This is a genomic window from Streptomyces sp. NPDC042364 (assembly GCF_056437585.1).
Genome location: NZ_JBWKAJ010000002.1, coordinates 531,204 through 549,292 on the forward strand (window position 1 = coordinate 531,204; position 18,089 = coordinate 549,292).

At 73.4% G+C, this 18,089-nt stretch carries 15 protein-coding genes; 7 read left to right on the top strand and 8 right to left on the bottom strand.

Translation table 11 applies throughout. The features are described from left to right. Nucleotide 1: 1 nt before the first annotated feature. The 5 genes from AC067N_RS05640 to AC067N_RS05660 all read left to right on the top strand — a co-directional run bounded on the left by AC067N_RS05640 (nt 2) and on the right by AC067N_RS05660 (nt 7,234). Complete coding sequence (locus AC067N_RS05640) at nt 2-1,420, top strand: FAD-dependent oxidoreductase (protein ID WP_478677587.1); 1,419 nt, start codon at nt 2-4, stop codon at nt 1,418-1,420. Then, nucleotides 1,417-2,679: an FAD-dependent oxidoreductase gene (locus AC067N_RS05645; protein ID WP_478677588.1), complete on the top strand. Its 1,263-nt coding sequence runs from the start codon at nt 1,417-1,419 to the stop codon at nt 2,677-2,679. Before AC067N_RS05640 ends, AC067N_RS05645 begins: the two co-directional genes overlap by 4 nt. Before the next feature lie 120 nt (nt 2,680-2,799). Next, nucleotides 2,800-4,365, top strand: a complete 1,566-nt coding sequence (locus AC067N_RS05650) for a carboxylesterase/lipase family protein (protein WP_478677589.1) — start codon at nt 2,800-2,802, stop codon at nt 4,363-4,365. Nucleotides 4,366-4,424: 59 nt separating this feature from the next. Next, the gene (gene asnB, locus AC067N_RS05655) at nt 4,425-6,278 is read left to right on the top strand and encodes an asparagine synthase (glutamine-hydrolyzing) (protein WP_478677590.1); all 1,854 of its coding nucleotides are present in this window, start codon (nt 4,425-4,427) and stop codon (nt 6,276-6,278) included. A 98-nt stretch (nt 6,279-6,376) separates the two neighbouring features. Further along, nucleotides 6,377-7,234 carry an arylamine N-acetyltransferase family protein gene (locus tag AC067N_RS05660; protein ID WP_478677591.1) on the top strand — a complete coding sequence of 286 codons (858 nt, stop codon included), beginning with the start codon at nt 6,377-6,379 and terminating at the stop codon, nt 7,232-7,234. A 60-nt stretch (nt 7,235-7,294) separates the two neighbouring features. Here AC067N_RS05660 and AC067N_RS05665 read toward each other — a convergent pair whose 3' ends face one another. The 6 genes from AC067N_RS05665 to AC067N_RS05690 form a co-directional block, all read right to left on the bottom strand. Then, nucleotides 7,295-7,816: a shikimate kinase gene (locus AC067N_RS05665; RefSeq protein WP_478677592.1), complete on the bottom strand. Its 522-nt coding sequence runs from the start codon at nt 7,814-7,816 to the stop codon at nt 7,295-7,297. After that, entirely contained in the window at nt 7,813-8,997 is a 1,185-nt protein-coding gene (aroC, locus tag AC067N_RS05670) for a chorismate synthase (protein WP_478677593.1), read from the bottom strand. Before aroC ends, AC067N_RS05665 begins: the two co-directional genes overlap by 4 nt. Beyond that, nucleotides 8,966-10,909 (bottom strand): anthranilate synthase family protein, encoded by a 1,944-nt coding sequence (locus tag AC067N_RS05675; protein WP_478677594.1) that lies wholly within the window; start codon nt 10,907-10,909, stop codon nt 8,966-8,968. Before AC067N_RS05675 ends, aroC begins: the two co-directional genes overlap by 32 nt. Next, nucleotides 10,906-11,529, bottom strand: coding sequence for an isochorismatase family protein (locus AC067N_RS05680; protein ID WP_478677595.1), 624 nt, complete (start codon nt 11,527-11,529; stop codon nt 10,906-10,908). The genes AC067N_RS05675 and AC067N_RS05680 overlap by 4 nt, the downstream gene beginning before the upstream one ends. Nucleotides 11,530-11,571: 42 nt before the next feature. Beyond that, nucleotides 11,572-12,342 carry a 2,3-dihydro-2,3-dihydroxybenzoate dehydrogenase gene (locus AC067N_RS05685; RefSeq protein WP_478677596.1) on the bottom strand — a complete coding sequence of 257 codons (771 nt, stop codon included), beginning with the start codon at nt 12,340-12,342 and terminating at the stop codon, nt 11,572-11,574. Nucleotides 12,343-12,415: 73 nt separating this feature from the next. Beyond that, nucleotides 12,416-13,588, bottom strand: coding sequence for a 3-deoxy-7-phosphoheptulonate synthase (locus AC067N_RS05690; RefSeq protein ID WP_478677597.1), 1,173 nt, complete (start codon nt 13,586-13,588; stop codon nt 12,416-12,418). 931 nt (nt 13,589-14,519) lie between these two features. On the opposite strand from AC067N_RS05690, the gene tal reads away from it, so the two are divergent. Further along, a complete protein-coding gene (tal, locus tag AC067N_RS05695) occupies nt 14,520-15,656 on the top strand; it encodes a transaldolase (protein ID WP_478677598.1) in 1,137 nt (378 codons plus the stop codon). Nucleotides 15,657-15,818: 162 nt separating this feature from the next. Here tal and AC067N_RS05700 read toward each other — a convergent pair whose 3' ends face one another. Both AC067N_RS05700 and AC067N_RS05705 read right to left on the bottom strand, forming a co-directional pair. Further along, nucleotides 15,819-16,178 carry an LmrA/YxaF family transcription factor gene (locus tag AC067N_RS05700; RefSeq protein ID WP_478677599.1) on the bottom strand — a complete coding sequence of 120 codons (360 nt, stop codon included), beginning with the start codon at nt 16,176-16,178 and terminating at the stop codon, nt 15,819-15,821. A 62-nt stretch (nt 16,179-16,240) separates the two neighbouring features. After that, nucleotides 16,241-16,867, bottom strand: coding sequence for a TetR/AcrR family transcriptional regulator (locus AC067N_RS05705; protein ID WP_478677600.1), 627 nt, complete (start codon nt 16,865-16,867; stop codon nt 16,241-16,243). 60 nt (nt 16,868-16,927) lie between these two features. Here AC067N_RS05705 and AC067N_RS05710 point away from each other — a divergent pair, with 60 nt between their 5' ends. Continuing rightward, nucleotides 16,928-17,986 (top strand): saccharopine dehydrogenase family protein, encoded by a 1,059-nt coding sequence (locus AC067N_RS05710; RefSeq protein ID WP_478677601.1) that lies wholly within the window; start codon nt 16,928-16,930, stop codon nt 17,984-17,986. Nucleotides 17,987-18,089 lie beyond the last annotated feature (103 nt).

The following is an 18,089-nucleotide window of genomic DNA, read 5'->3' on the forward strand; positions in this document are numbered from 1 at the left end:
CATGACCGCCACCCACCACGTCCTCGTCATCGGCCACGGGCCCGCCGCGCACCGGCTCGTCGAGCGGCTGCGCGCGCACGGCCACCGGGGCCAGGTCACCGTCCTCGGCGCGGAGCCGCGGCCGGCCTACAACCGGGTCCTGCTCACCTCCGTCCTCGACGGCACCCTCACCGCCCAGGATCTGGAACTGCCCGCCCCACCCGACGGCGTGCGCGTCCGGCCCGGCGTCACCGCCACCGCCGTCGACCGCGCCCGCCGCCTGGTGCGCACCGGCACCGGCGAGACCTTCCGCTACGACCGGCTGGTGCTCGCCACCGGCGCCCGGCCGAGGATCCCGCACCTGCCCGGCGTGCTCACCGCGGACGGCAGGCTCACCGAGGGCGCCACCACCCTGCGCACCCCCGACGACGCCGGACGGCTCGCGGACGGGCCCGTGGTGGTGCTCGGCGGCGGCGTGCTCGGCACCGAGACCACCCTCGCGCTGCTGCGCGCCGGCCGCGACGTCACCCTCGTGCACCCCGGGCCGCACCCCATGCACGACCGGCTCGACGGCGCGGCCGGCGCCCTGCTCGCGAGCCGGCTGCGCGCCGCCGGCGCCCGCCTGCGAACCGGGCGCGCCGCCGTGGAGTACCGGCCCGGCAAGCTGGCCCTCGACGACGGCGAGGTCCTGCGGGCCGACGCGCTCGCGCTGTGCACCGGGGTCGAACCCGAGACCGCGCTCGCCAGGCGCGCCGGACTGGCCGTCCGCACGGGCATCGTCGTCGACCGGCACCTGCGCACCGCCGATCCGCGCATCCACGCCCTCGGGGACTGCGCCGAGTTCGGCGGCGAGGTCCCCGGACTGGTCGGCACCGCCTGGGAACAGGCGGAGACCCTCGCCCGGATCCTCGCAGGGCACGACACGCACCACCGCGCCGGCCGGCCCGTGCTGCGGCTGAGGGCGCCCGGCCTCGACCTGGCCTGCCTCGGTTCGCCCGACCCGCCGGGCGCCACCCGGCACATCACGCTGTCCGACCCCGCCCGGGGCCGCCACGCCGCGCTCGCCCTCGACGGGGACCGCGTGGCGGGCGCGGTCCTCATCGGCCTGCCGCGCGCCACCGCCGCGCTCGCCCAGCTGTACGCGCGCGACCTGCCGGTGCCGTCCGACCGGTTCGCTCTCCTGCTGGGCACCGCGGCCGGCGCACACCCCGCCCGCGTCGAACTGCCGGACGCGGCGGTGCTCTGCCACTGCAACCACGTCACCAAGGCCGACCTGCTGCGCGCCTGGCGCGCCGGCGCCCGCGACCTGACGGGGATCGCCGCCGCGACCCGCGCCACCACCGGCTGCGGCGGCTGCGCGGACGACGTCCGCCTGGTCCTCGCCTCGGCGACCGGAACCTCGGCGACGGGAACCTCGGCGACCGGAGGGAACAGCCCATGACCCGCACCCCGCGCACCCTGGTGGTCGTCGGGCACGGCATGACCGGCCACCGCCTCGTCGAGCACCTGAGGGCCCACGACCGGTACGGCACCTGGCGTGCCGTCGTCCTGGCCGAGGAGCCCCGCCCCGCCTACAACCGGGTCGCCCTGTCGTCCTACCTGGAGGGCAGGAGCGCCGCCGACCTCACCCTCGCGGGCCGCGCCTTCCTCACCGACCCCCTGGTGGAGCTGCGTACGGACGCCCCGGTGACCGGCATCGACCGGCGGGCCCGCACGGTCACCACCGCCGACGGCACGGTCACCCGCTACGACGCCCTCGTACTGGCCACCGGGTCCCGGCCGTTCGTGCCGCCCGTGCCGGGGCGCGACCTGCCCGGCTGCTTCGTCTACCGCACCTTCGACGACCTCGACGCCCTCCGCGAGGCGGCACGCGAGGGCCTCCCCGGTGTCGTGGTCGGCGGCGGCCTGCTCGGCCTGGAGGCCGCCAACGCGCTGCGGCTGCTCGGCGTTCGCCCCCACGTCGTGGAACTCGCGCCGCGCCTGATGCCGGTGCAGCTCGACGACGGGGGAGCACACGTGCTCACCCGGCTCGTCACCGGTCTCGGTCTGCGGGTGCACTGCGGCACCGCCGTCCGCGAGATCCACCCGGCCGCCGACGGCCGGGTCGGCGGGGTCGCCCTCACCGACGGCACCGCGCTCGACGCCCGGCTGGTGGTGTTCTCCGCGGGCATACGCCCCCGCGACGAACTGGCCGGACCCGCCGGACTCGCCACCGGCGAGCGCGGCGGCTTCCTCGTCGACGACCTGTGCCGCACCGACGACCCGCACATCTGGGCCGTCGGCGAGTGCGCGGCCGTCCGGGGCCGCACCTACGGGCTGGTCGCCCCCGGCTACCGGATGGCCGAACTCGTCGCCGACCGGCTGCTCGACCGCCCCACGACCCCCTTCGCCGACCCCGACACGGCCGCCAAGCTCAAACTCCTCGGTGTCGACGTGGCCAGCTTCGGCGACGCCCACGCCGAGACCGAGGGCGCCGTGGAGTACGTCCTGCGCGACGACACGGCCGGCACCTACGCCAAGCTCGTCCTCGACCCCGAGGGACGGGTCCTGCGCGGCGGCGTCCTCGCCGGCGACGCCACCGCCTACCGCACCCTGCGCGCCCTGACCGGCCGCGAACTGACCGCCCCGCCCGACCGGTTGCTGTCCGCGCCGGGCCCCGGCGGCCCGCCGCCCCCGCACCGCGCGGCGGACGCGGCCTGACTTGACGGAGTAGTGACCGGCGGTTGGCGGCCGGCCCGGCACCGGAGCGACGATCACTGTGCCCCATGGTGCGCGCCGCGCCGCCCCGACAACGCCGAGGCGGGAAATGAGGTTCACCAGATGCCCAGTCGCACAGTGGTCGTCCGGACGACGGCGGGACGAGTGGCGGGAGTGCGGGCCGACGGGCTGACCGTCTTCCGGGGCGTGCCCTACGCGGCCCCACCGGTGGGCCCGCTGCGGTTCTCCTCGCCCCGGCCGCCCGAGCCGTGGCAGGGCGTACGGGACGCCACCGCCTTCGCGGCCCCCTCCCTGCAGGGCGACTACCTTCCCGACAGCAGCGAGGACAGCCTCTACGCCAACGTGTGGACCCCGGACGTGGAGGGCCGTCTGCCGGTCCTCGTCTACATCCACGGCGGCGGCTGGATGCTCGGCGCGGGCAGCGAGCCCGACTACGACGGTGCCCGTACCGCCGTCCGCGGCCGCATGGTCGTCGTCAACTTCAACTACCGCCTCGGCGTGTTCGGCTGGGGCCTGCACGAGGACCTCACCGACCCGCGCACGGGCTCCTGCGCGAACTGGGGCCTGCAGGACCAGGCCGCGCTGGTGCGCTGGGTCCGCGACAACGCCGCCGCGTTCGGCGGCGACCCGGACAACATCACCGTCTCCGGCACCTCCGCGGGCGGCTCCAGCACCTGGCAGCTCGCCCTGCTGCCCGAACTGCGGGACATCATCAAGAGGATCATCCCGATCAGCGTCAAGCACGTGTGGGAACCGGCCAGTTCCACCACGCCCACGGAGTCCCGCGAGGTCTACCGGTACCTGGCGCGCCGCTTCGGCACCACCGTGCCCGGCCTGCGCGCCGTACCGGCCACCGAACTGAGGGACGCCTTCGACGAGGTGTACGCGGGCAGCCCCACCGAGCGGTTCGTGCAGGGCGCACGCGAGTACCGCGGGCCGATCGTCGACGGGCGGTGGATGCGCGGCCACGACCACGCCCTGCCCACCCCGCGCATCCCGATGATGCCCGTCTACTGCCGCACCGAGGGCTCCTTCTTCACCACCGGACCCGGATACCCCTACCCCGGCCCGCACCCGGCCGACGACGCCGGACTGCGCGCCGCCGTCCGCGAGGTCCTCGAAAAGGGTGCCGTCAAGGTCACCGACGAGCAGGTGGACGACTGCGTCGCCCACTACCGGCGGGCGTCCGAGGCGGAGGGCCTGCCCCACGACCCGGTGTCGGTGTGGACACAGGTGTGGGGCGACGGGCTGTTCCGCTACCAGATCGTGCGGCTGGCCGAACGGCACGCCCGCGAACGCGACCCCGCCGCCTCGCCGCAGTACCTGATGGAGTTCGCCCACCCGCTCAAGCCGCCGTACGCCGGCACCACCCCGCACGAGGCCGTCGCGAAGTTCCTCTTCGGCACGTTCGCGCTGCCGGTCAACGCACCCGCCTACGGGGACGGACCACTGGAGCGGCGGATCTCGGACACGCTGATCGACCTGGTGGCGGCCTTCGCCCGCGGCGGCACACCGAGCAGCGAACACGCGCCCGCCTGGCCGGTGTTCAGCCCGGACCGGCCCACCGTGATGGTCCTCGGCGGCGAGCGGGTGGCACGGGTCGGCACGGTGTCGGCCCAGCCCCACCTGACGTACTGGGACCGCGCCGGCTGGGTGCCGCGGCCCTGAGCACCACTCCATCCCCCCGCCCCTGCACCACCACAGGAACGAAAGGAACTGGGACTTCGATGTGCGGACTCGCAGGCTGGGTCGCCTACGACCACGATCTGTCGGTACACGGCGGGACGGCGTCGGCCATGACGGAGACGCTGGCGTGCCGGGGCCCCGACGACCGCGGTGTGTGGATGTCACCGCACGCCGTCCTCGGGCATCGCCGGCTCTCCATCATCGACCTGGAGGGCGGCCGCCAGCCGATGCACGTCACCGGTGAGGGCGACGGCCTCCCCGTCCTCGTCTACACCGGCGAGGTGTACAACTACCGCGAGCTGAAGGAGGAACTCGCCGGTCTCGGCCACGCGTTCCGCACCTCCAGCGACACGGAGGTCGTCCTGCACGCCTACCTGGAGTGGGGCGAGCACTTCGCCGAACGCCTCAACGGCATGTACGCCCTCGCCCTGTGGGACCCGCGCACCGAGGAACTCCTCCTCGTCCGCGACCGCATGGGCGTCAAGCCCCTCTTCTACCACCCGACGCCCGACGGCGTGCTGTTCGGCTCCGAGGCCAAGGCCATCCTGGCGCACCCCGACGCCGAGGCGGTCGTCGACCGCGAGGGCCTGGCGGAGATCTTCGCCATCATCAACACCCCCGGCCACGCCGTCTTCAAGGGCATGCACGAGGTGGTGCCCGGCACCGTCGTGCGCTTCCACCGCGGCGGCCACACCACCCGCACCTACTGGCAGCTGGAGGCCCGCCCGCACACCGACGACCTCGACACCACCGTCACCCGCGTCCGCGAGCTCCTCGAGGACATCGTCGAACGCCAGCTCATCGCGGACGTCAAGGTGGGCACCCTGCTCTCCGGCGGCCTCGACTCCAGCGCCATCACCGCGCTCGCCGCCAAGGTCTTCCGCGACCAGGGCAAGCAGGAGCGCATCAAGGCATTCTCCATCGACTTCAGGAACAACGAGGAGAACTTCCGCGGCAACGGCATCTGGATGGACCCCGACACGCCGTACGCCATCGACGTCGCCCGCCGCTCCGGCGCCGAGCACGTCATCGTCGAGCTGGAGAACCACCACGTCCTCGACGAGGACGTGCGCAGGCGCGTGCTGCGCGCCCAGGACCTGCCCGTCTCCACCGGCGACATGGAGCACTCCCTCTACCACCTGTGCAAGGCGCTCAAGGAGCAGGTGACGGTCGCCCTGTCCGGCGAGACCGCGGACGAACTCTTCGGCGGCTACAACTGGTTCTTCGACAAGGAGGCCGTGGAGGGCGACACCTTCCCCTGGTACGACGCCTGGCGCCGGCTCGGCGGCCTGGACACCATGAAGGAGATCGGTCTCTGGGACCGGCTCGGCCTCGACGAGTACGTCGCCAAGCGGTACGCCGAGGCGCTCGCCGAAGTGCCGCGTCTGGAGGGCGAGTCCGCCGACGAGGCGCGGATGCGGGAGCTGTCGTACCTCAACATCAGCCGCTGGGAGAACTTCCTGCTGGACCGCAAGGACCGCATCAGCATGGCGGCGAGCCTGGAGGTGCGGGTGCCGTTCACGGACCACCGGCTGGTGGAGTACGTCTTCAACGTGCCGTGGGCCATGAAGACCTTCGACGGCCGTGAGAAGAGCCTGCTGCGCGCCGCCGCGAGCCACGTCCTGCCCGAGTCGGTGCTGGAGCGCAAGAAGAGCCCCTACCCGTCCACCCAGGACGTGGAGTACGTGCGGGCCCTGCGCGCCAAGGTCGAGGCCCTGCTGGACGGTTCCCCCGTGCTCGACCTCGTGCCGGCGGAGGGCATCCGCAAGCTACTGGACAAGCCCGTCGAGTCCTACGCCGGTCTCGGCGGCCTGTGGGGCATGCGGGCCGTGATGGAGCGCCTGGTCGAGTTCGACGCGTGGGTGAAGGAGTACGACGTCCGCGTGGAGTGGTGACACTCCCACCGGCGCGGCGTGCGGCGTGCGGCACCCGGACGGGCCGCGCGCCGCACCGCCGTGCGCCCCGACCCACCTCTCGCACCGGAAGGACGCTCATGGACACCTCAGGACTGCCCCTCGTGGTCGACGACTCCCCGGAGTGGGGGAGCAAAGGGCTCGACCTCGACGCCTACCTCGCCCGCATCGGCTACCGGGGGCCGCGCGAGACCTCCCTCGCGGCGCTGCGCGCCCTGCACCGCGCGCACCGGGACTCCGTCTGCTTCGAGAACGTCGACATCGCCCTGGGGCGTACGGTCTCCCTCGACATCGACGCCGTCCAGCGCAAGATCGTCCAGGCGGGCCGCGGCGGCTACTGCTACGAGACGAACCTGCTGTTCGCCGCCGCGCTGGACCGCTTCGGCTTCCCCGTCACACGGCTCCTGGTCCGCATCCGCGAGGGCAGCGGCAAGCGCCGGTTCCGCTCCCACACGGCCCTGCTGGTGCGGGCGGACGACACCGTGTGGCTGGCCGACCCCGGCTACGGCTACGCCGCGCTCATCGAACCCATCGCCCTGCGACCCGAAGCGGAGAGCACCGTCGCCGGCTGGTCGTGGCGGCTGACGACCGAGGACGGCCACTGGCTCTTGCAGTACCGGCGGCCCGAAGGCTGGTTCGACATCTACGCCTTCCGCACCGAACCCCAGTACGCCGTCGACTTCCAGGCCGCCCACTACGTCAGCTCCACCCGCCCCGGCTCGCCCTTCGTCGGGCAGCTCGTGGTGCAGAGGGCCAACGACGAGGAGCGGTACCGGCTCAGGAACAACGAGTTCATGACCGAGTACCGCAGCGGCGAGCAGCGCCTGCGCCTCCTGCGCCCGCACGAGACCGTGGACGCCGTGCGCACCACGTTCGGGCTGCCGCTCACCGCGGAGGAGGAACGGCTGCTGCACGACTTCCTCGCCGCCCGGCGGTGACGGGCGCGTGACCGTACGAGCACTCCCCGCCCGGAAGGCGGGGAGTGCTCGTATGGGGCTTCAGGCATTCACCTCTCGCGGGGCCAGCGCCGCCAGTACGGCCTCCACGACCCACTCCGGGGTGCGCCCGCCGGTGTCGACGACCGCCCGGGCGACCTCCGTGTAGAGCGGACGGCGTGCCGCGGCCAGCGCACGCCACCGCCGGTGCGGATCACCCGCCAGCAGCGGCCGGCCGGGGTCCCGGCCGATCCGCCGCACCGCCTCGCCGGCGTCGGCGTCGAGGAAGACCACCGGCAGCCCGGACAGCAGCGCCCGGGTCCGCGGATCGAGGACCGCCCCGCCGCCCAGCGCGAGCACGCCGTGGTGCCCGGTCAGGGCCCGGGCCACCGCCCGTGCCTCGATCGCCCGGAAGGCGGACTCGCCGTCGTCGACGAAGATCTCGGCGATGGTCCGGCCCTGCTCGGCGACGATGTCCCGGTCGGTGTCCCGGTAGGCGACTCCGAGCCGCTCGGCCAGCAGTTGTCCGACGGTGGACTTGCCCACGCCCATCGGGCCGACCAGCACGACCAGCGGCCCGCTCATCGGACGGCGAGGTGGTCGAGGTACGAGGTGACGTTGCGGCGGGTCTCGGCAACGCTGTCGCCGCCGAACTTCTCCGCCACCGCGTCCGCCAGCACCAGCGCCACCATCGCCTCGGCCACGATCCCGGCCGCCGGGACCGCGCACACGTCCGAGCGCTGGTGGTGCGCCTGGGCGGCCTCGCCCGTGGAGACGTCCACCGTCCGCAGCGCCCGGGGCACGGTCGCGATCGGCTTCATCGCGGCCCGCACGCGCAGCAGTTCACCGGTGGACAGACCGCCCTCCGTGCCGCCGGAGCGGCCCGAGGCCCGTCTGACGCCCTCCTCGGTCGCCAGGATCTCGTCGTGCGCCCCGGAACCCGGCACCCGCGCCAACTCGAAACCGTCTCCCACCTCGACGCCCTTGATGGCCTGGATGCCCATCAGCGCGCCGGCGAGCCGGGCGTCGAGCCTGCGATCCCAGTGCACATGCGAGCCGAGGCCGACCGGCACGCCGTAGGCCAGGATCTCCACCACACCCCCGAGGGTGTCGCCGTCCCTGTGGGCCTGGTCGATCTCGGCGACCATCGCCTTCGAGGCGTCCGCGGCCAGACAGCGCACGGGGTCCGCGTCCAGCCGCTCCACGTCCGCCGGCGTCGGGTACACGCCCTTCGGCGCCCTGGCCGAGGCCAGCTCCACGACGTGGCTGACGATCTCGACGCCGGTGGTCTCCCTCAGGTACGACCGGGCCACCGCGCCCAGCGCCACCCGGGCCGCCGTCTCCCGGGCGGAGGCCCGCTCCAGGATCGGCCGTGCCTCGTCGAAGCCGTACTTCTGCATACCGGCGAGGTCGGCGTGACCGGGGCGCGGGCGGGTCAGCGGGGCGTTGCGGGCCAGTCCCTGGAGGATTTCGGGGTCGACCGGGTCGGCCGCCATGACCTGCTCCCACCTGGGCCACTCGGTGTTGCCCACCATGATCGCCACCGGCGAGCCGAGCGTGAGGCCGTGCCGCACACCGCCGAGGAAGGTGACCTCGTCCCGCTCGAACTTCATCCGGGCACCGCGGCCATGGCCCAGCCGCCGCCTCGCGAGATGGTCCGCCACCATGTCCGTGGTGATCGGCACGCCGGCGGGTAGACCCTCCAGCGTCGCCACGAGTGCGGGACCGTGGGACTCACCCGCGGTCAGCCAGCGCAACCTGCTCAACGGTGCCGCGCTCCTTTCCCGTCGCGTGGGGGAGAACCTCCTTGATGAGGTCGCCGACGATGCGCACGCCGTCCTGGGTGAGCACCGACTCGGCGTGGAACTGCATCGACGCGAAGTGCGGGCCGCGCAGCGCGTGCACCTCACCGGTGTCGGGATCGCGGCTGACCTCCACCACGCCCACCCCCTCGTACTCGGCCTTGTCCTCCTCGGCGCGGGCGGCGAACGTGTTGTAGAACCCGACCCGTTCCCGCGCCCCGAACAGGTCGATCTCCCGCTGCACGCCCTGGTTGGGCACCGCCCGGCGCACCAGCGGGAAACCGAGCAGCGTGCACAGCGTCTGGTGGCTGAGGCAGACGGCGAGGAACGGGCGCCGCTCGTCGAGCAGGGTGCGCACCGTGGCACGCAGGTGCGCGATCTTCGGGTGCTCGACGTCACGCGGATCGCCCGGACCGGGCCCCATCACCACGAGGTCGTATCCGTCCGTGGAGTACGGCTCGTCGAAGCGGCGGACCGTCACCCGCAGCCCCAGGGAGCGCAGCTGGTGGTCGAGCATGGACGTGAACGTGTCCTCGGCGTCGACGACCAGCACGCGGCGTCCGCTCAGCTCCGGAACGGGCCGCGCCCCGGAGCCGTGACCGGCCAGCCAGAAGCCGGCGAGGGTGGCGTTGCGCTGCTCCAGCGCCGACCGGACCCGCGGATGGTCCGCGAAGCGGGTCGGCCCGTGGCCCTCGATGGCCGCGAGCAGACCCGCCGCCTTCGCCGCCGTCTCGGCGACCTCGCTCTCCGGGTCGGAGTGCCGTACGAGCGTGGCGCCGACGCCGATCCGCAGCCGGCCGGAGGCGTCGATGTCGGCGGTACGGATCAGGATGGAGGAGTCAAGGGCCCGCTCGCCGTGCTCGTCACGGCCGATCAGCGCGACGACACCGCTGTAGTAGCCGCGCCCCTCGGGTTCGTACCGGTTGATGACCCGGCAGGCGTTCTCCAGCGGGCTGCCGGTGACGGTCGGGGCGAAGAGCGTCTCGCGCAGGATGTCGCGCGGGTCGCGTGTGCTGTGCCCCTCGATGAAGTACTCGGTGTGGGCGAGGCGGGCCATCTCCTTGAGGTACGGCCCGACCACCCGGCCGCCCTCCTCGCAGATCCGGGCCATCATCTTCAGTTCCTCGTCCACGACCATGTACAGCTCGTCGGCCTCCTTGCGGTCGGCGAGGAAGCCGAGCACCTCCGGCAGCGCCGGGCCCGTGGACGGGTAGCGGTAGGTGCCGCTGATCGGGTTCATCACCGCCAGGCCCTCGCGCAGGCTGATGTGCCGCTCGGGAGTGGCGCCGACGAGCGTGCGCGAGCCGGTGTGCACCAGGAACGTCCAGTAGGCGCCGCTCTCGCGTTGCAGCAGGCGCCGGAAGACCGCCAGCGCGTGCCGCGGGGTGTAGCCGGTGATGTCGGCGGTGTAGGTGCGCCTGATGACGAAGTTGGCGCCCTCCCCGGTGCCGATCTCGTCCTTGACGACCCGGCGGACGGTGGCGGCGTACTCCTCGTCCGGGACGTCGAAGCGGCCGCCGGACAGCTCCACGGGCAGGTCGGGGATCCGGGTCAGCACCTCGGTGACGGGCACGGTGGCCTGACCGGTGACGGTCATGGCCAGCAGCGGCGTACCGTCGTCGGGGCAGTCGAATCCACGCTCGGCGATCTGCCGGTAGGGCACGAGGGCCAGGACCTCGTGGCGGGGGCCGGCGGATGTCTCCGCGGCGTCGGGCAGGGGCAGTTCGGCGAGGGTGCGCGACTCGGCCGCCTCGCCGACGACGACGTCCAGCACGCCGGGGCCCGTCGCCTCGGGGCGGTGCAGGAGGGCGTACGCGGCCGGCGGCCGGTCGCCCAGGATCCGGCCGAGCAGGTCGCCGCTCGCGGTGCCGGTCATGCCAGGACCTCCTTGGTGGTGACGACGACGGCGCAGCGCTGCGCCGCGTACTCCAGGGCCAGCCGGTGGTGGTACTCGGAGAAGTCGGCCACGGCGTCGGCCACCAGGAACGGCTGGATGTCGTGGGTGAACGCCTCGACGGCGGTCATCAGCACGCCGACGTGGGCGTACACGCCGCACAGCACCAGCTGGTCCCGGCCGCCGGCGCGCATCCGCTGCAGCAGGTCGGAGCGGAAGAAGGCGCTGTAACGCCACTTGGTGAGCTGCCAGTCGCCGGGGGCCGGGGCGAGTTCGTCGACGACCTGCCGGTCGGCGGGGGCGGTGCGCATGCCCGGGCCCCAGAAGTCCTTCAGCAGGCCCCGCTGTTCGTCGGTCATGCCGCCGGGCTGTGCCGTGTACGCCACCGGGATGCCGAGCCCTGCGCAGTGCTCGCGCAGCTGCCGGGCGTTGCCCGCGAGTTCCTCGCGCAGGCCGTCGGGCAGGGGCCGCAGGAAGTAGCGCTGCATGTCGTGCACCAGCAGGACTGCGCGGTCCGGGTCGACGGACCACTGGGCCACGTTGCCGGGCAGGTCGCCGGCCGTCGGCATCGGGTAGGGGGTGATCTCGGGTATGCCTGCCATGAGTTGCTCTCCTGGTCGCCTCAGGTCGGTGGGGGTCGGGGCTCAGGCGCCGAGCGCGGCGCCGCCGTCGACGGTGAGTTCGTGCAGGGTGATGTGGGAGGCCTCGTCGGACAGCAGGAAGGCGACGGCGTCGGCGACGTCCGAGGGGCGGGCCACCTTGCCCAGCGGGATGCCGACCCGGAACGCGTCCAGCCGCCCCTCGATCGTGTGCTTCGGGCCGGACTCGTCGTGCCACATGGAGGTGAGCATCGGGGTGCTGGTGGAGCCCGGCGCCACCACGTTGCAGCGGATGCCGTCCCGGGCGACCTCCAGGCCCAGGCTCTTGGTGAACATGGTCGCCGCTGCCTTGGACGCGGCGTAGGCGGCCATCTGCACCCGTGGGGTGGCGGCGGCGTTGGACGCCACGGTGACGATCGAGCCGCGCCGGCGCGGCAGCATGCGGTTGACGACGGCCCGCGACATCAGGAAGACGCCGGTGGCGTTGACGGCGAACGTCGTCGTCCAGTCCTCGTCGGTGAGGTTGCGCACGGAGCCCAGACGCAGCACACCGGCCCCGTTGACCAGGTACTCCAGCGGGCCGAGGCGCTCCTCGGCCGCGCGGACCACGGCGTCGACGTCGGCGGCGCTGGTGACGTCGGCGGGCAGGGCCCGCGCCTCCAGGCCGTCCGCGCGCAGCTTGTCCACCACCTGCCGCAGCCGGTCGGCGTCGCGGTCCACGGCTCCCACCACCGCGCCGCGTTCACCGAGGGCGCGGGCCACCGCCTCGCCGATGCCGCCCGCCGCCCCGGTGACGAGTGCGACCTTTCCGTCCATTGTCAGGACCTCCTCATCTGCGTGTCTGCCCGACGGCCGTGCCCCGTGCCGGTCGGGGTGGGTGGCGGAGCTGTCAGCCGAGCCAGGCCGAGGCCACGGCGACGGCCTGGCTCGGGTTGAGGCGCGGATCGCAGTAGGTCGTGTACTTGTCCGCGACGTGCTCGACGCAGGCGTCGTTGGGGACGCACTCGGTGACGTCGTCCGGCGTGGTCTCCAGGTGCAGCCCGCCGATGATGCCGCCCTCGGAGCGGACGGCCTCCTGGAACTCCTGGATCTCCCGCTCGATCGTCTCCAGGAAGCGCGTCTTGAGACCGCCCGGCAGGGTGACGGTGTTGCCGTGCATGGCGTCGGTCAGCCAGATCACCGGATGGCCGGCCTCGCGGGCCGCGGCGACGAGCTTCGGCAGGCGATCGCCGACGGTGGCGGCCCCCATGCGGGAGATGAGGGTCAGCCGGCCCTTCTCCCGGTCCGGGTCGAGCCGTTCGCACAGCCCGAGGAGTTCGTCGGCCGTCACCTTGGGCCCGATCTTGCAGGCGACCGGGTTGGCGACCCGGGACAGCAGGGCGACGTGCGCGCCGTCGAGCTGGCGGGTGCGCTCGCCGATCCAGGGCCAGTGCGTGGAGGCGAGGACGAGCCGGCCCCGGTCGTCGCGGCGGACCAGGGGGAGTTCGTAGTCCAGGATCAGTGCCTCGTGGCTGGTCCACACCGGCGGCTCGACGGCGTGCCGCCGCCCGGCGTCCTGCCAGCCGAGGTGCGTCATGATCTCGCGGGCCGCCTGGTAGCAGGCCAGCATGCGCCCGGGCTCGGGGCGCCGGCTCTCCGGGTCGGGCTCCGGGCCGTTGACCATGTGGCCCCGGTAGGACGGCAGTTCCACACCCCCGACCAGTTCGGTCGGGCTGGAGCGGGGCTTGCCGAACTGGCCCGCGATCCGGCCCACGCGGATCACCGGCTTGTGCGTGATCATCTTCAGCGCGCCGGCCAGCAGGTCCAGCACCGCGGTCTTCCGGGCGACATAGCCGGGCGTGCACTCGGCGGGGTCCTCGGCGCAGTCGCCGGACTGGACGACCAGGGCCTCGCCCGAGGCGACCCGGGCCAGCAGCGAACGCAGCGTGTCGACGTCCGCCGCGTCGACGAGGGCCGGGCGGTGGGCCAGGGTGTCCGTGACCTGCCGCACCCGCGCCGCATCACCCCACTCGGGCTGCTGCCTGGCCGGTTTGTCCTTGATGTCGAGCAGAGCGTCGTCCACTGGTGTCTCCTTTGGCGAAGGGCGTGACTGCGGCGCGCCATCGCCGGGGCAGGGAAAACCCCGTGACCGCGCGGCCGTGCGGGTCTCGGACATGGGCCGGCGGGGCCGGGCGCACCGGGGTGTGCCGGGGCCGCCGTCATCGGGCAAGCCGCACGAGCGGCGCCGCCGCGGGCCGTGCGGGTGGTGCCGCGGGCCGTGCGGGTGGTGCCGCGGGCCGTGCGGGTGGAGCCGCGGGCCGTGCGGGAGGTGCCCGTCCGCGCGTCGGAGGCGCGACGACCGCCGCTTTGGTTCGGCACGCGTAATAGCTCTGGTGATAGCTCCGATCCTGCGGTAGGCGGCGGGAACGCCGCGGCCGGGAATTGCTCGCTTTGCGCCGGATCCGGAAGCCGGGGCACGCAATGCCGCTGCCCCGCAAATGCATTACCGGCCCGGAGGTGATGCTTTCCGCTTCACCCGGTTCCGGTGCCGGGCCGGGGAACCGGAGCGGCCGTCACGGGGCCGCGCGCGGCTCGGCCCGGATCCGAGGGGCCGTTCGAGCGTCGGCCCCGGGGGAGCCGCGACGGGGCGCGGCCAGGGAAAACAGGCCGTTCGCCCAGGTGACGAGCGCGCCGGTCGGCGTCCGGAGTGCGGACAAGTCCCGTGCAGGGCCTTCGAGGACGGCGATGTGGGCCGTGCATGCGGTGCTCCCTCGGCAGACGGAGTGGTCGTGCCGGACCTGAGCCGGCTGTTCGCTCCGATCCTGTATCGAAAGCGAAGGCAGGCCCAATGGCGATCGACGCACTTCGTCAAATAGCCGCTACTTCATCAAGTCGATGTCGGAACCACTTTGCGCCAATGTGGCATGACACCCGTAGTTCATCTCGGGTGCATGCGAATAGCCTGACGGTGACGCTTGAACTCGCCATGGAGTAGCAAGGAGTGACGACCCACCATGTCGGACCGGCTGAGGCAACCGGGCGTGCTGGAGCTGGACGAACTGGTCGCGGAGGGCGTCTCGCCCTGGCTGGACGGACTCACCCGCGGTCACCTCGCCTCCGGATGCCTGAACCGGCTCATCGCGCGCACCGGCGTCCGGGGCGCCACGTCCGACCCGGCCGCGCTGGCGGCGGCGGTCGAGAGCGACGACGCCTACCGCGAACAACTCGCGGGCCTGGCCTCCGACGACATCTGCGCCGCCGACGCGGTGCGTGCGGTGGCGGCGTACGACGTCCGCTGGGCCTGCGACGAACTCCGCCCGGTGTACCAGGCCACACGCGGCCTGGACGGCCTGGTGTCGATGGACCTGGACCCGCGCCTCGCCCACGACGTCGAGTCGGCCGTGGCGGAGGCGGAGCAGGCGCTGCGCGCGGTGAACCGGCCGAACGCGATGGTCAAGCTGCCCGCCACCACGGAGGGGATCGCCGCGATCAGGGAGTGCGTCGGTGCGGGCTTCCCCGTCCATGTCACCGCGGTCTTCTCGGCCTCGCGCTACCGCGAAGCCCTCGACGCCTATGCGGAGGGCCTCCGGCGCGCCCTGGCCGACGGTCGGCGACTCTCGGCGCTGGCCTCGGTTGTCTCACTGCCCGTGGGCCTGCTGGACGCCGAGGTGGACGCGCGGCTGGAGGACCTGGGCACCCCCGACGCCCTGGCGCTGCGCGGCGAGGCCGCTGTGGCACGGGCCCGCCACTTCTACCGGATGTACGACGATTGGTTCGGCGGCGCCGACTGGCGGGCCCTGGCCGCCGCGGGAGGCCATCCGCAACGGCTGATGTGGACGGCCACGACCGTGACCGACTCCTCGTCGTCACTCACCCGCTACGTCGAGCAACTCGTCACCTGGGGCACGATCACCTTGATGACCCTGCCCACCCTGGAGGCGGCCACCCGCCGACTCGACATGTGTGGAGACACGTTGATGGGTCGCCACAGTACGGCTCTCGAGGTCTGGAAACGACTGGAAGGCCTCGGCGTCGACGGCGAAGAGATCGCCAGGAAGCTGGAAGCCGAGAGCGTCGAAGGACTGGCGGCCGCGTGGCGCGACCTCTACGCGGCAGTGGACGCGGGGCGGCACACGGCTCACCGGACGTGACCAGGCCGGGGCCGGGCGCCGGTCCGGCTCGGCTCGGCTCGCTGGAGGCCGTCTTGTCGAGTCGGCGCAGCACGCGGTGGGGCGGCAGGTCGGCTGAGGCGGTGTAGCGCAGGGCGGAGCGGTGGGCGGTCTCGACGGCTGCTACGAAAGAGCTGGTCAGAGTCAGTCCTTGACGGCTGTCGCGATGAGAGCCTGCAGCTGTTCGGCGATGTGGTCGAGTGGCCGCGTGCTGCGCCGGGCGCGGCACAGGGCAACTGTTCCCTCGACGGCCGCGACGATGAGCGTCGAGAGCTGGGCGGCCTGCCGGGCTTCGGCGCCGTGCGCCCGCAGTGAGTCGGCCAGCAGGCTCTCCCACTGCAACTGCTGCTTGCCCTCAGGGAAGTAGTGGTGCGTGGAGCCGAGCGGCGCCTTGGCGTACTTGGCCATCTCGCGGATGCTCGTGGCGCTCAGAGCCCGCCTGCCGACCATGCCGGCGGCGCCGACCACGATCCGCTCCCGCGCCTGCGGGCTGGGTTTCGTCACCTGCGGGATCCCTTGCCGACGAGTTCGCCCAGGAGCGCGGGCGAAGCGCCGACCGCCGACGCTCACGGCAGCAGTTGGCGTACGAGCGCGTCCGCCGCCCACCGTTCCCAGCGCGCCGGGGGCCAGCCGCGACCGGTGACCAGCAGGCCATAGGTCTCCGGGCCGAGGACGGCCAGGGCGATGTCGGCGGCGGAGGAGGCGTCGTGACCGTCCCGCAGTACGCCGCCGGTCTTTGCCGTCAGCGCCTCGGCGAAGCGGAGCTGGACCGCATGGCGCTGCTCCTGGTTGGCCCGCCACAGTTCGGCCACCTCCGGGTCGGCGGCGGCCGCGCCGCGCACGACCTCCAGGATCGGCGCGGCGCGCCGCAGGATACGGCGGGCACCGGCTGCCTGGAGGGCCAGCTGGGTGGCCGGGTCGGGGGCGTCCAGGACCTCGCGGGCCCAGGGGCGTTCGAGGGTCGCGACCGCGTCGAGATCTCCGGCGATCGCGGTGTCCAGCAGTTCCTTGAGCAGGGCGCGCTTGTTCCTGAACGTGAAGTACACCGTCTGCACGCCGACTTCTGCGCTGCGGGCGATGTCCTCCACGGTCGTGCCCGCCCAGCCGCGTTCGGTGAACAGCCCGGCAGCGGCGTCAAGCATCCGCCGCCGGGTGCGGCGGGCCTTCTCGGCGCGGGTCAGGGGCGCGTCCACGCTGCCTCCTCGGTCGGCGGGTTTTGACTGTAGTGAGACTACAGTGTTAGTCATTGGAGTATGACTACAGTGAAATCCGGTGGTGCCTCCGCCGGGCGAGTCCTGGTCGTCGGCGGGTACGGGGCCGTCGGCGCGGTCGTGACCGCCACGCTCGCCGAGTGGTTCCCGGGGTGCGTCGTCTCCGGCGGGCGCGACGCGGTGCGGGCCCGCCGACCGGGCGGGGCACGGATCGACCTGACCGATCCCGAGGGGTTCGCGCGGACACTGGACGAACTCGGTGACGTGGCGGTGGTGGTGCTGTGCGTCGAGCCCCCGGACGCCGCCATCGCGCGCATCTGTCTGGAGCGCGGCGTCCACCTGATCGACGTCGGTGCCACGCCCCGGCTGCTCGACGCCGTGGCCGCTCTGCACGACGTGGCCGTGACCGCCGGCGCAACGGCCGTGCTCAGCGTCGGTGTGGCGCCCGGCCTGACGAACCTGCTCGCCCGCCGCGCCCATGAGGCCGTGGGCGGAGCGGAACGCCTCGACATCACGCTGCTGCTCGGCTCCGGCGAGCGGCACGGCGGGGACGCGGTCCGCTGGACCGTGGAGGGGCTGACCGAGCCGGTCACGGCCCGCCCCCTGCGCACGGCGCTTCCCGGGTACGGCACCCGGACCACCCACCCCTTTCCCTTCTCCGACCAGCACACCCTGCCGAGCACGCTCGGCGTGTCCGAGGTGACCACCCGGCTGTGCCTGGACTCCCGCCCCCTGACCGCCGCACTCTTCGCGGCCCGCCGCACCGGGCTGCTGCGCGTCGCCCGCCGACCAGGCGTACGACGGCTGCTGACCGGCGCCTTCCGCCGGGTGCACGTCGGGGGTGACGGCTTCGCGATCCGCGCCGACGCGCGGCGCGGTGACCGCCACGCCGCCCGGGCTCTCACCGGACGCGGACAGAGCAGGATCACCGGTCTGGTCGCGGCTTACGTCACCCGTGAACTGCTCACCGGAACTCCGGCGAGCGGGGTGCACCACATCGAACAGCTGTCGGCGCTGGCCGGGTTGCCGGAGACCCTGGCCGCCGAGCACGGCGTCGCACTGCACGCCCCGCTTCCCCCGGGCCGGCGCCGCGGCCGGTGACCGGCGGCTGGACCGGCGGCGACTACGCCGCCTTCTGCGACGCCTGGGCACACGCCGCCGACGACGTGACCGCCGCGGCCCCGACCGCCCTCGGCCGTACCGC

Excerpts from the sequence above, each read along its gene's own strand:
- AC067N_RS05675 (WP_478677594.1), bottom strand. The coding sequence starts at position 10,909 with ATGACCGGCACCGCGAGCGGCGACCTGCTCGGCCGGATCCTGGGCGAC.
- AC067N_RS05645 (WP_478677588.1), top strand. The coding sequence starts at position 1,417 with ATGACCCGCACCCCGCGCACCCTGGTGGTCGTCGGGCACGGCATGACC.
- AC067N_RS05660 (WP_478677591.1), top strand. The coding sequence starts at position 6,377 with ATGGACACCTCAGGACTGCCCCTCGTGGTCGACGACTCCCCGGAGTGG.
- AC067N_RS05640 (WP_478677587.1), top strand. The coding sequence starts at position 2 with ATGACCGCCACCCACCACGTCCTCGTCATCGGCCACGGGCCCGCCGCG.
- tal (WP_478677598.1), top strand. The coding sequence starts at position 14,520 with ATGTCGGACCGGCTGAGGCAACCGGGCGTGCTGGAGCTGGACGAACTG.
- AC067N_RS05680 (WP_478677595.1), bottom strand. The coding sequence starts at position 11,529 with ATGGCAGGCATACCCGAGATCACCCCCTACCCGATGCCGACGGCCGGC.
- AC067N_RS05710 (WP_478677601.1), top strand. The coding sequence starts at position 16,928 with ATGACTACAGTGAAATCCGGTGGTGCCTCCGCCGGGCGAGTCCTGGTC.
- AC067N_RS05685 (WP_478677596.1), bottom strand. The coding sequence starts at position 12,342 with ATGGACGGAAAGGTCGCACTCGTCACCGGGGCGGCGGGCGGCATCGGC.
- asnB (WP_478677590.1), top strand. The coding sequence starts at position 4,425 with ATGTGCGGACTCGCAGGCTGGGTCGCCTACGACCACGATCTGTCGGTA.
- AC067N_RS05650 (WP_478677589.1), top strand. The coding sequence starts at position 2,800 with ATGCCCAGTCGCACAGTGGTCGTCCGGACGACGGCGGGACGAGTGGCG.
- AC067N_RS05665 (WP_478677592.1), bottom strand. The coding sequence starts at position 7,816 with ATGAGCGGGCCGCTGGTCGTGCTGGTCGGCCCGATGGGCGTGGGCAAG.